Below are 12,018 nucleotides of genomic sequence, written 5' to 3'. Positions count from 1 at the left end.
GGCATAGGCCACCAATCCGGAAAAGATGACCTGCTTTTTCGTCACAAATGCCCGGGACTTGAGGCCGCTGCACGGGTAGGCCCGATATCGCCAGCCGTGCACAACGCGGAACATGCGCCCATGCGGCCGCAAGCGCCGTGGCAACGGATGCAAAATGGACCGGCGCTTCGGAATGCAGCACCATTCAATGCCGCAATCGCGAGGCTGTCGCCACCCGCACCTGCAAGTGCATAACACGCTGTGGATGTGTCACTCGATACCGATCGCCTCTATGTATTGATTGCGCCGCTGAGCATTCTGCTGCTCAGTTGCACGCTGGCCGTGTGCTGGCTGGTGCAGCGGCGCCAGCGCTACCTGCTGTGGATTGCGGGCGGATACGCCCTGGTTTCTCTGGCGCTGGCCTGGCAAAGCCTTGCACCCCGGGAAGAACTGCACCACTGGGCCGTGTTCACGGGCGCCATGTATCTGTTCGGCACCTGGTGCTTCGCGCGCTGCATGGCGGGGCGCTATGGCGTCTCGGCCCATCCCTTGCTGGGGCTGCTCATAGGCGCCGTCGTCCTGGCCGCGCTGTACTACTACAGCCGGGTCCAGGTCGATCTGTGGGTGCGCGTGCACTGGCTCAACACCGGCCTGGGCCTGCTGCAGATGCTGCCGGCGCCCGCCATGCTGCGGCGCCGGCCGCCGCAGGACTGGCTGGAGAGAATGCTCTACTGGTCCTACGTGGTGTTTGCCGGCTACACCGCTGCCCGGCCGCTGCTGGTGCTGGCCCTGGGCAGCACCGATCTCAATGAGATTGCACGCTCCACCTACTGGCTGGTGACCCTGGTCAGCACGCTGTCGTTTGCGCTGCTGTTCACCCTCATGCTGCTGGCGTGCACGGTGCGCGATGTCTTCACCGCGCTGCGCGAGGAGCGCAACCACGACTCGCTGACCAACCTGCTCAACCGCCGCGCCTTCCAGGAGGCTGCCGAACTGCGCCTGGCCGATCCGCACATGGCCCCGATCTCCGTGCTGATAGGCGACATAGACCACTTCAAGCGCATCAATGACAGCTGGGGGCATGACTGCGGAGACCGTGTATTGCAGGCCGTGGCCCAGACCCTGCAGCAACACGTGCGCAACGACGATCTGGTGTCACGTTTTGGCGGCGAGGAATTCGTGCTGCTGCTGATGCGCACCACGCCCCAGGAGGCCGAGCGCGTGGCCCAGCGCATACGCGCCCAGCTCAGCGCGGACGGCTATGTGCTGGCGGCCGGCCAGCGGGTGACCATCAGCTTCGGCATCGCACCCGTGGCCGCCAACACCGCCTTGACGGATGCGCTGACGCGCGCCGACGGCCTGCTGTATGCCGCCAAGCAGGCGGGCCGCGACCGCGTGCATGTGGCCACGGACCCTGGCCGCAGGGTGCCGCAGGCCGTCTGAAACAGGAAGCGCGCAGCGCCTTCTTCGCACGCCCATTCGTCGAAATCCGTGGAAAAGAAAAAGCCCGCCAGGGTGTGGCGGGCTTGTTCGCAAAGGCAGGGTGAATGCCTTATTTTTTCGCGTCCTTCAAGACTTCCTTCACATCACCCAGCTTCTTCTGGGCCGTGCCTTCGACCTGCTTGGCAATGCCCTTGGCCTGTTGCTCGGGGCTGTCGATCAACTCGCCAGCCTTTTGCTGCACCTTGCCTGCGGCATCCTTGAGCGTGCCCTTGATCTGATCCGTGTTCATAGTTGCGTCCTTTGCTGCAAGAGCCTTCAAAAAGGGATAGGTTGTTTAACACCCAACGCAACGATACGCGTGGCAAACCGGGGCGCGCGACAGCGCGCTGCAACGATACGCGTGGTCTGAGGCCTACAGCCTCAGGTCTTCTTGCTGGTGCGGCGGGCCTGCGCGCTGTCCCCCGTGGCCTTGGGCAAAGACGCGGCCTCACCCGCTTCGGCGCGCAGGCGCTTGAGGGCTTCGGTCACCACGGCCTCCTTGTGCGCCTCGAACAGGCCTGCAGCGGCGTCCTTGTGCTCTTGCAGCAAGCGGCACAGGCGCGCGATTTCCTTTTTCAACTCCGCCACATCCAGGTCCGGGCCAGCCTGGGCCGTGTCGCCGGCTTCATCCAATTCGAAGCTGCGCCGTATGCGGGCAACGATTTCGGCATTCATGGAACGGTGGCCTGCCTTTGCCACTTCCGATATGCGATCGCGCATTCCATCCGGGAAACGGACGATGAAGCGCTCCTGGGTTTCGCTGGGAAAGGGTTTTCGTTGCATTGGGCGATGGTACCTGCCAGATGCAAATTCAGATTCATGCCTAGTTGACATGATTCCAAGTTGGCATAACATTTGAATCGACCCGACCGAGGACCGGGCAAGCCAGCACCCAGGCCTATGCCCGTGCCGATGCTCGTGCGTACGAGCACTGAACCCCAGACCTATTGCGCAAGAACACAACCATGCCGGACACAGACATGCCCGCCTCCGCGCGCCTTGCGTAGGCCCTCGCCAGAGCGCCCGATCCGGAGAGCCTGGCGACCGATGCGCTATGCCACATCAGCGCGGCGCTGAGCGTGCTGGAAATGCATGTGGAAAGATCCAACCGCGCCATGGTGGTCGGTGTCCACGACCTGCTGCGCAGCTACCACCTCAAGGCAGACCGAGCCGCTGCAGAGCAGCCGGTCGAGGCGCTGGCCAGCAGCGTGCTGCCGCAGATGTCGGCCGACCTTCAAGGCCTGCTGGAAATCATTGACCGCGTGAACGACGACGAGATGGACGACCCCATCCTCTATGCCGTGAGCTACCTGCTCAGGGCGGCCAAGAGATTCTCGGATGCGGCGCCGCAGGCATAGCGGCCTGCGCATCGCCGCCTGATCTCACTCCTCGTTGGTCCACTCCACCCGCGCGCCCAGGCTGCGCAGGTTCTCGACGAAGTGCGGATGCGCACGGCGAATCGGCGTGGCGTTGCGGATCTCCGAGCGACCCTCGATGCTGCTGGCGACCATGAACAGCGCAATCGCCACGCGGATGATGTACGGGCTCTCCACCACGGCCGGCGTCAGCGGATTGCCGCCAAAGGTGACCACGCGGTGCGGGTCCGAAGAAAACACATGGGCACCGAACTTGGACAGCTCGCCCGTCCAGCCCAGCGCGCCATCGTAGATCTTGTTCCAGAACAGCGCATTGCCCTGCGCATGCACACCCAGCGCAATGAAGATGGGCAGCAGATCCACCGGAAAGTACGGCCAGGGAGCAGCTTCCACCTTGGTGAGCACATTGCTGGTGAACGGCGTCTGCACCTTCAGCGGCCCCGAGCGCAGCGCGCGTGACCAGCCGTTCTTGTGCTCCACCTGTACGCCAAACTTGGCGAAGGTGCGGTCGATCAGCGGAAAGTTGTCCGGCGTGCTGTTGCGCACCTCCACATCGCCGCCCGTGATCGCGCCCAGCGCGAGAAAGGTGGTGATCTCGTGGAAGTCTTCCTCGAAGGTGAAATCGCCGCCGCCCAGCGGCGCACCGCCGCGCACCGTCAGCCGAGAGGTGCCGATGCCGTCAATATCGGCACCCATCATCACCATGAAGCGGCAGAACTCCTGCACATGCGGCTCGCAGGCCGCATTGGTCAGCATGGACTCGCCCTGCGCAGCCACGGCGCACAGCACGAAGTTCTCCGTGGCCGTGACCGATGCATAGTCCAGCCAGTGGCGCACGGCCTTGAGCGGTGCGGCACTGTGGATCAGCAGGGAGCCGCTGGCGCGTTCCACCTCTCCGCCAAAGGAGCGAAAGATGTCCACGTGCGGATCGATCTCGCGCACGCCCAGCGTGCAGCCCTTGACGTTGTCCTCCAGCCGCGCCACGCCAAAGCGCGCCAGCAGCGGCGGCACCAGCATGATGGAAGAGCGCATTTCCTCGGGCAGGCGGTGCGAGGACGCGTCAAAGCGCGTGTCGCGGTGGTGCAGCTGCAGCGTGCGCGTGGCCTCGTCCAGTTGCACCTCGCTGCCCAGCGTGCGGAAGATGTCGAGGATCTTGCGCACATCCGTGATGTCCGGCACGCCATGCAGCCGCAGCGGCTGATCGGTCAGCAGCGTGGCGCACAGAATCGGCAGCACGGCATTCTTGTTGGCGGAGGGAACGACGCGGCCGCGCAAAGGCGTGCCGCCGTGGACGATGAGATTGGACATGGGGTGCAGCGCTAGCAGCGATAGGACAACGCGTGATTCTAGGGTTGCCGGGCTGCCCGCAGGCCTTGCAGCGGCAGCACACGCCCGCTGTTTCAACAGGTTTCGTATCCAGGCCGCCTACCCGACAACAAAGCGTCAGCCTCAGCCCTGCACTTCGTGCCCGTAGACGATGAAGCCCCGGTGCTCGGCCACCTGGTCATACAGCGCGCGGCCCGCCTCGTTGGAGGACTGCGTCTGCCAGTACACGCGGCGCGCCCCTGCCTGCGCAGCCTGCGCATAGACCGCACGGATGAGCGACTTGCCAATGCCCTGCTTGCGCCGCCGCGCATCGGCAAACAGATCCTGCAGATAGCACACCGGCTCCAGCCGCGTGGTGCTGCGATGAAACAGGTAGTGCGCCAGGCCGACCAGCTCACCCTCGCTCTCCGCCACGAGCGCAAACACCGGCTCCAGCGGATTGAGGAAGCGCTCCCAGGTGGCCTGTGTGATGCCTTCGGGCAGCGCCGTCTCGCCAGCGCGCCCATAGAACGCGTTGTAGCCCTGCCAGAGAGGAAGCCATTGGTGGTGGTCCGCCTGTGTGACAGGCCGGATCTGGAGCGGAGGAACAAGAGACGACATGGAACTCCTCGCAAACAAATGAAATGGGGACCAGGAATTCTAGGCATGGCAAGCCGCCGCAAAGAGGCTTGCAGGCCACTCCTCGCACCCCTGCGAGGCCTGAGGACGCAGCGCACAGCGCGTCCGCAAAACACATACACGGCGTACAGGCGCGGCCTACATGCGACCTCAGCCTTGGCCCGCACAGAAACACCGCGCAACCAATTGAAATAGAGCCCATAGGAGAGCACGTACCCAGAAACCTCTCCAAATCATGTGACGGAGATACAAGATGAGTCGAGTCGTTCCGACAGAAAGCTTCAACCCGGACCCGGATGCCCGCTACTACCGCAGCCTGCTGGAAGCCTTTCCCGTGCGCGGCAGCCAGCCTTTGCTGCTGCGCATGGAGTCGCGCTCGCCCCTGGGGCGCCTGTACGCGCGGGGCTTGCGCGCCTTGCGGACCGCATTCGCCACCGAACTGCCGAGAACCTTCTGATGCGACACCTCTTCCTCGTCTTTCTGTGGTCCGCCATCTGCGCCATTTCCTTTGCCGTGGCGATGCTGGCCAGCCCCATGCTCAGCCACGCCATCTGACTGTGCTGCCAGCGCGCGTGCCGTTGCCCGCACCACGCCCATAAAACCATCGGCCATCTCCTTGGCCGTCTCCAATGCGGCTTTATCCGACTCTGGATGCAAATGCCTGCCGCCTACACTGCGCCAGTCCATTTGCTTACAAAGGAATTGCCCGTGAAGAAAAGCACATTGCAGATTCGTCCCGTCGTGGGCGCATTGCTGGTGGGATTTGCCGGGATTGCAGCCCTTTCCGGCGCCTGGGCCTGTACCCGCCTTGTCTATTTGGGTGCGAATGGCCAGGTCGTGACGGCACGCTCCATGGATTGGAAAAGCGACATCGTCAGCAATCTCTGGGTACTGCCGCGCGGCATGGAGCGCAGCGGCAAGGCCGGCCCCAATTCCCTGCGCTGGACTTCCAGGTACGGCAGCGTTGTCACCTCGGGCTATGACGTGTCCACCACCGATGGAGTCAATGAGGCCGGCCTGAATGCCAACCTGCTATGGCTCGTAGAATCCCAATACCCCGCTTTCGGCGCAGGAAGCAAACCCGGCCTGACCATTGCGGCCTGGGCGCAATATGTGCTGGACAACTTCGCCACCGTGAAGGAAGCCGTCGCGGCTTTGGAGAAAGAGCCCTTCACCATCGTCTCGGACAACGTGCCCGGAGAGAGCCGCCTGACGACGCTGCACCTTTCGATGTCCGACGCCAGCGGCGACAGCGCGATCGTCGAATACATCAACGGCCGGCAGGTGATACACCACGGCCGTGAATACCAGGTCATGACCAACTCGCCGACCTTCGATCAGCAACTGGCCCTGAACGCCTATTGGAAGCAAGTGGGTGGCACCACCATGCTGCCAGGCACCAACCGGGCCGCCGACCGCTTTGCCCGAGCATCGTTCTACGTCAACGCCATCCCCAAAAGCCCGGACCCCAACAAGGCGCTTGCCAGCGTCTTCAGCGTGATCCGCAACGCCTCGGTGCCATATGGCCTGAACACTCCCGAAGAGCCCAACATTTCGTCTACCCGCTGGCGGACCGTATTCGACCACCAGCGCAAGCTCTACTTCTTCGAGTCGGCCCTGACACCGAACACCTTCTGGGTGGACCTCAAGGCACTGGACTTCAGCAAGCAAACCGGCAAGGTGCTCAAGCTCGACCTGGGACCGGATCAGGACCACACATTCTCGGGCGATGCCACGCGGAATTTTCAGGAATCGGTACCGTTTGAGTTTCTTGGATTGTGAGAATCAACCCAGGCACAGGCCATGGGCTCGCGCACTGATGCCTCAATATTGATTTTGCGTTGTGCTTTGCATAGGAAAACCAAAAATAGCAGAGCTAATTGCCGTTGATTCATACCATGACGGTTTATTGGCATTCAGCTGGAAAATAAATCCAAACAAATAAAATCCAATAATCTCAAACTCAATGCATTTTAATTTTCTATTGATTGACTTATATCAATATATAAACAACATCAACTTAACTCCACAAGCCGAAATCAAGTAATTCCTCAATAGACAACATTCAGACCATCACATAGCATCGCGCTCGCAAAATATATTCACCAAGGGATGAGGAAAAATGCGAGCAACAACACCGAATCAACAAATATGGATCACGCCTTGGCCTGAACTGCGCAAGGGCATATTGAATGCGCGTCTTCTGGCAGCTTGCGCTGCGTGCCTGGCCCCTGCGGCCTGGGCGGCGCCCTGCGTCAGTGGAACGGTGTACACCGCCGCTGGCGGACCTCAGGTTTGCACCGTACCTGCAGGCATCACGACCATGACCGTCACCGTCATCGGCGGTGGCGGCGGGGGCGTTCTCAGCTCATCCATGGTGACAGGAGGAAACGCCGCCGTTGGCACAGGCAGCTTGGCGGTGACTCCTGCCAACAACCTCCTGATCAGCGTCGGTGGCGGAGGCGCCACAGGAGGGCCTGTCGGCGCAGGGGGCGGTGGAAGCAGCAGCATCATCGACACATCCGCCCTCACCGTTCTGGCCGTGGCGGGCGGCGGAGGCGGCGCCGGCCGCAACGACACCGCTGGAGTTTCCGGTGGCAATGCGGGAGTGGGCGCAGGTGGTGGCAACGGCAGCAACGGAACGATGGGCAACGCGGCACACCCCGGTGGCGCAGGCGGCACGGTGGCTGGCACGGGCGGGGCCGGTGGCATTGGCACCGATGGCACGGGAGGCGCTGGCGGCAGCACCAGCAGCAGCAGGGACGGCAGCACGGCCACAGGTAATGACGGAGGCGGCAGCGGCAGCGGTGTGGGTCCTGCAGGACCAGGAGCCAGTGGCGCCAGCGCCGGCAGCATGGGGCCCGGTTTGGGCGGTGGCGGCGCTGGCGGCGGAGGAGCCGGCGGCTACAACGCCGGTGGCGGCGGCGGCGGCTACGGGGGTGGCGGCGGCGGCGGCGGGAACGCAGGCAACGCTGGCGACATAGGCGGCGCTGGCGGTGGAGGCAGCAGCTACGGCGCCGGAATCACATTCGCAGCAGCCACCAGCGGAGCCGGCATGGGCGGCGCAGGAAATTCGAATGGTGCGGACGGATCCGTTCTGATCACCTTCGCTCCCCCAATCGCGTCAGCCCAGGCCATCCCCACGCTTGGCGAATGGAGCTTGCTGCTGCTGTCGGGCCTGCTGGCCTTGGTCGGCGTAGCCAGAACGCGGCGCCAGCACTGAGCACAGGAGCGGGACGGATTTTTGAGGATCCGCCCCGAAAGGAATGATCACAGCGCGTGCGCGCTGTGATTGCTTCAATGCCTTTCAGCCTGGTAGTAGTTTTTCCCGCCGCCCAAGCACGGCATGGGCGTCAGCATCACGGCTGCACTGCTATGGCAAAAGCCCAGTACCGTTCTGGCCGGTTGGACGAGTTGGCCGGCTGCATCCACCCCGCTCCAATGGATCCGTCCCGTCAGAACGCCGTATTCGTCCACGTGCAGCCTCTCAATCCTGTACATGTTCAAGCCGGATCGAGACGGAGCGCCTTTGCAGCTCAAAAGCCCCTCAGAGTAGATGCCACCTCCCGAATACCTCAGAGGTCCCTCGTAAAAGCAAGTCCCTCCGGCTGCAAATTCCTCCTCCATGCGGAACACATCTCCCTTGGCGTAGATATGAAGCTGCCCCCCCCCTCGAACCACTCATCACCAGTTCCTCACCCGATGAGTAGCTGAAGCTCTTGCCATGCATGCGGGCCAAATTGTCCTCAAAGCCGAATCGCTTCATGGGCTGTGGCGCCTCCCCGGGCAAAGTGACCGTAGCAGAAGTCTCTGTATCAAAAACAATGCGGACAGGTCCTACGACTCGCACGGGCTCTCCATCCTGTGCGGGCCCTCCCAGAACGCGGCCGCCACGGTATTCCGTCAGTTCACCTTCGAAGATTTTTTCATCCTTCAGCTGACCCGCAGCCTGCAGGAAAAGTGCAGAGCCATCCGTTCTGTATCCGAAGTACGTAACGATCACGTTCAGCCCGCCTTGCCTGTCTATCTGAATCCCACGCCCAGGCTTGCCATTCAGTTCACCATCCATTGCCCACATACCGGAATCAGGCAAGGCCGCCATTGTGCAAGCAGACAGGCAAGAGGCAAAGGCAGAAATCACAACACTGCGGATCCATCGATTCATAACGTCTCCATTGACATGAAAATTAAGCGAAGCCGCCTGACTATAGCCTGCAACCCGTTCATCAAGTTAATTCACATCAACCACTTCAATGAATTTAATTTAGCTAATTTATTTGCTTGCTAAGGAAAATCTGTACAAAACACGCGTGAACGAGCGGATGCACTGGCCTCATTGATCCGCTTCTCCACGACCTGCGACACAGCACCGCCAGCGAGAAGGTCAACGCTGACGTGGACCTTCTCGCCATGGGCTAATAGTGGCTAACACCACCTATCCACGAAGCGTGCGCAGATGATCGCTGCCGCCAATTTCAGCAGCGTTTCATGGATAGTCAGGTTAACCCCCGTTTCCTGGCCCGCCGGGGGCTTGGTACCGAGGAGCTATCAATGCTGGCCCAGTTCCAATCAATCTGGTCATGTTCACGCAAGCGAGTCAGCATGGCCTGGTGCAACTGCTCCCAGACACCAGCGGCGTGTTAGCCACTCTTAGAGGATTTGCAAAAAAATCACTTCCCCAGCCGCAAGCAGTCTAATTCAATCTGGCAAAATTAATCATTTAATCCTGCGACACTTTCAGGAATTGACGAGCTTTGGATAAAACCATAAATCACACTCTGACCTAAAAATTTATTAGTTGATTTCCTATAATCAAGCATCTAACCAAGAAATTGAAAGCTATTTAAATCCTTGGATATTACCGGCATGCAGCACCGAATGATTGGACATCGGCTGCGTGTCCTGCAGCCTTTGCTGCCATGTCCCCATACGCTGCGCGGCAGTCTTCATATACGGCATTTACGGCAGTGGTGTAATCAAGGACGAAGCGGGGGCAGCGCTGGCAAGTCTGCGGGCGGCATCTGCAGATTGCTCGCGCAGGCCGTCAGAGACAGCGCGCGTCCAGCTCGATGCACTCACACTGCGGCGCCTGTTTCTGATGCTTGCTCATCCGTCCAAAGCTGGCAGGCTTTGGGGGATCGCCACAGCACCCGGCCACCCACTCCAAATAACTACCAAGTTTCAGTGATATACAAAAAATACACAAATTTCTACAATTTGCGAGGCATTTAGTCATCAGGCAGGAATCCGGTAAACAGCGCTACAGAGAGTGCACCGATCTCCAAAATAAGGGAACAACATGTCTTCTGGAGTTTTCCGCACATGGGTGCTCGGCGGCACCTTTGCTCTTGTCGCCTACGCCGGCTCTGCGAGCGCACAGCTGACCGTGTCTGCGTCCCACACCAATGCCTCGTGTAACGGGGGAAACAACGGCACGGCCACGGCCCACAGCATCCAGAACGGTGTTGCGCCCTTCTCCTACTCATGGGCACCCTCTGGAGGCACCAACGCTACCGCGACAGGGCTCACGGCAGGCATCTATACAGTTACGGTTACTGACGCGAACGACCTACAGGGAACAGCGTCCACGACCGTTGGACAGCCTGCAATGCTGTCAGGTACACAGTCTCAGATCAATCCCGTTGGAGGTAACAGTAACGGTAGCGCAACCGTCGTGCCTACCGGGGGCACCCCTGGCTACACATACAGCTGGTCCCCCACCGGAAGCACAACGGCAACCGTGACAGGACTAGCTCCCGGCCAATATCGGTTGACCATCACAGACTCCAACGCCTGTCACACGATGCTGTACTACACGCTGACGGCCTCTGCCCCCTCGGTGCAGTCAGTCGGCGTCCCTGCCAATGGAACCTATATCCCTGGGCAGAACCTGCAGTTCAATGTGATCTACAGCGCTCCCGTCGCCGTCACAACTGGCGGCCCACCGTCAATTCCTTTGACGATTGGTTCAACTGTCCGGCAAGCGAACTTCGTCGGGGGCAGCAACACCTCCACCCTGACTTTCATATACACCGTGCAGCCAGGTGACTTTGATGCAAATGGAGTAACGTTAGGGAGCGCCATCAATCTCAATGGGAGCACGATGACGAGCGAAGGCACCAACGTTGTACTGAATTTGGCAAACGTAGGCGCCACGACCGGCGTACTGGTGAATGGACAGCAAACCCAGAGCATCACGTTCACAAACCCCGGCGACCAAACTTTCGGCACAACGCCAACACTGACCGCGACGGCCAGTTCCAGCCTGCCCGTGGCCTTCAGTGCAACCGCAACTGCCGTGTGCACGGTCACGTCGGGCGGCATGCTGACTTTTGTGAACACAGGCTCTTGCACCGTCGATGCGAACCAAAGTGGTAACGCAAGCTATCTGCCTGCATCACAGGTGTCTCAAACCTTCATGGTGAATGCAGCAGCACCCGGAGCCCCCACCATCGGCAACGTCACTGCAGACGACGGGCAGGCTACGGTGACCTTCACTGCACCTGCATCTGACGGCGGCACCCCCATCACTGGCTATACCGTGACCGCGACCCCCGTGCCCGTGCCCGGTGCGCCTGGTGTGATCACTCAGCAGGGAATGACATCCCCCATCGTCGTGACTGGCCTGAGCAATGGCTTCACCTACGACTTCACGGTCGTGGCATCCAACGGGACAACCGGTGCAGCCTCTGCAAGCACACAAGCCACGCCGCGCAAGCTGCAGCTGGTGAGCGCGCCCGGCAGTGTGCCTGGCATGACAGGCATACCGTCGGCCACGATGTCTGGCGGCGGCACCACCTGCACGCTGCGACCTGGCGGCGGCTTCGGACCTGTGACCTCCACCCCTCCGAACCTCCAAGCGCCCAGCGGTCAATTCGCTTTCAGCGCTGAAAACTGCACCGGATCTGTGACGATGACTCTCACCTATCCCAGCGCTCTCCCCGAAGGCGTGCAGTTCCGTAAGCCCGATGGAGCCGGCGGATGGTTCGACCCTGCGACCGCGCTGAACGTGATCGTGAACGGTGCGCGCACCACGGTGACCTACACCATCACCGACAACGGCCCGGGTGATATCAACCCTGCCTTGGGCGTGATCGCAGACCCACTCGTGCCCGTGCTGGCAGCAGCTCCAGCCAGCGGCGCTGCAGCCATTCCTACGCTTAGCGAATGGGGTGTCATTCTGATGTCTGCCCTGCTGGCGATGTTCGGCCTGCGTCGCATGCGCCGCCAGCGTTGA

Annotated in this window: 11 protein-coding genes and 2 pseudogenes; 8 read left to right on the top strand and 5 right to left on the bottom strand. The window is 61.1% G+C overall.

From position 1 onward, the window contains the following. Positions 1 to 246 precede the first annotated feature (246 nt). Positions 247 to 1,422 carry a GGDEF domain-containing protein gene (locus tag AC57B5_RS04265; RefSeq protein ID WP_232240334.1) on the top strand — a complete coding sequence of 392 codons (1,176 nt, stop codon included), beginning with the start codon at positions 247 to 249 and terminating at the stop codon, positions 1,420 to 1,422. A 109-nt stretch (positions 1,423 to 1,531) separates the two neighbouring features. Here the strand turns inward: AC57B5_RS04265 and AC57B5_RS04260 are convergent, their stop codons facing one another. Both AC57B5_RS04260 and AC57B5_RS04255 read right to left on the bottom strand, forming a co-directional pair. Next, positions 1,532 to 1,711: a CsbD family protein gene (locus AC57B5_RS04260; protein ID WP_012205309.1), complete on the bottom strand. Its 180-nt coding sequence runs from the start codon at positions 1,709 to 1,711 to the stop codon at positions 1,532 to 1,534. 131 nt (positions 1,712 to 1,842) lie between these two features. Continuing rightward, complete coding sequence (locus AC57B5_RS04255) at positions 1,843 to 2,244, bottom strand: Arc family DNA-binding protein (protein WP_496398816.1); 402 nt, start codon at positions 2,242 to 2,244, stop codon at positions 1,843 to 1,845. Positions 2,245 to 2,555: 311 nt separating this feature from the next. Here AC57B5_RS04255 and AC57B5_RS04250 point away from each other — a divergent pair, with 311 nt between their 5' ends. Then, the gene (locus AC57B5_RS04250; RefSeq protein WP_496398815.1) at positions 2,556 to 2,819 is read left to right on the top strand and encodes a hypothetical protein; all 264 of its coding nucleotides are present in this window, start codon (positions 2,556 to 2,558) and stop codon (positions 2,817 to 2,819) included. 24 nt (positions 2,820 to 2,843) lie between these two features. On the opposite strand, the gene AC57B5_RS04245 is transcribed toward AC57B5_RS04250, so the two are convergent. Together AC57B5_RS04245 and AC57B5_RS04240 are read right to left on the bottom strand one after the other, a co-directional pair. Continuing rightward, positions 2,844 to 4,145: a UDP-N-acetylglucosamine 1-carboxyvinyltransferase gene (locus AC57B5_RS04245; RefSeq protein ID WP_013802678.1), complete on the bottom strand. Its 1,302-nt coding sequence runs from the start codon at positions 4,143 to 4,145 to the stop codon at positions 2,844 to 2,846. A 141-nt stretch (positions 4,146 to 4,286) separates the two neighbouring features. Then, positions 4,287 to 4,763 carry a GNAT family N-acetyltransferase gene (locus AC57B5_RS04240; protein WP_012205305.1) on the bottom strand — a complete coding sequence of 159 codons (477 nt, stop codon included), beginning with the start codon at positions 4,761 to 4,763 and terminating at the stop codon, positions 4,287 to 4,289. Positions 4,764 to 5,034: 271 nt separating this feature from the next. On the opposite strand from AC57B5_RS04240, the gene AC57B5_RS04235 reads away from it, so the two are divergent. The 4 genes from AC57B5_RS04235 to AC57B5_RS04220 all read left to right on the top strand — a co-directional run bounded on the left by AC57B5_RS04235 (position 5,035) and on the right by AC57B5_RS04220 (position 9,069). Next, positions 5,035 to 5,238, top strand: a complete 204-nt coding sequence (locus AC57B5_RS04235) for a hypothetical protein (RefSeq protein WP_492803226.1) — start codon at positions 5,035 to 5,037, stop codon at positions 5,236 to 5,238. Between the two features lie 251 nt (positions 5,239 to 5,489). Then, positions 5,490 to 6,563: a linear amide C-N hydrolase gene (locus tag AC57B5_RS04230; RefSeq protein WP_496398814.1), complete on the top strand. Its 1,074-nt coding sequence runs from the start codon at positions 5,490 to 5,492 to the stop codon at positions 6,561 to 6,563. A gap of 541 nt (positions 6,564 to 7,104) precedes the next feature. Continuing rightward, entirely contained in the window at positions 7,105 to 8,004 is a 900-nt protein-coding gene (locus tag AC57B5_RS04225; RefSeq protein WP_496398813.1) for an IPTL-CTERM sorting domain-containing protein, read from the top strand. A 501-nt stretch (positions 8,005 to 8,505) separates the two neighbouring features. Then, positions 8,506 to 9,069: a hypothetical protein gene (locus AC57B5_RS04220; protein WP_496398812.1), complete on the top strand. Its 564-nt coding sequence runs from the start codon at positions 8,506 to 8,508 to the stop codon at positions 9,067 to 9,069. Between the two features lie 206 nt (positions 9,070 to 9,275). On the opposite strand, the pseudogene AC57B5_RS04215 reads toward AC57B5_RS04220, so the two are convergent. Next, positions 9,276 to 9,418, bottom strand: a pseudogene (locus AC57B5_RS04215) (IS5/IS1182 family transposase); the annotation flags it as partial. Between the two features lie 662 nt (positions 9,419 to 10,080). Here AC57B5_RS04215 and AC57B5_RS04210 point away from each other — a divergent pair. Continuing rightward, positions 10,081 to 10,491 (top strand): annotated as a pseudogene (locus tag AC57B5_RS04210) (hypothetical protein); the annotation flags it as partial. A gap of 60 nt (positions 10,492 to 10,551) precedes the next feature. Continuing rightward, on the top strand, positions 10,552 to 12,018 hold the full coding sequence (locus AC57B5_RS04205) for an IPTL-CTERM sorting domain-containing protein (RefSeq protein WP_496399430.1): 1,467 nt from the start codon (positions 10,552 to 10,554) through the stop codon (positions 12,016 to 12,018).

It is taken from the genome of Delftia sp. BGA-UO-ETr-SB1 (assembly GCF_059567865.1).
The sequence above is the reverse complement of the archived record's forward strand: the minus strand, read 5'-3'. Positions and strand labels throughout refer to the sequence as shown.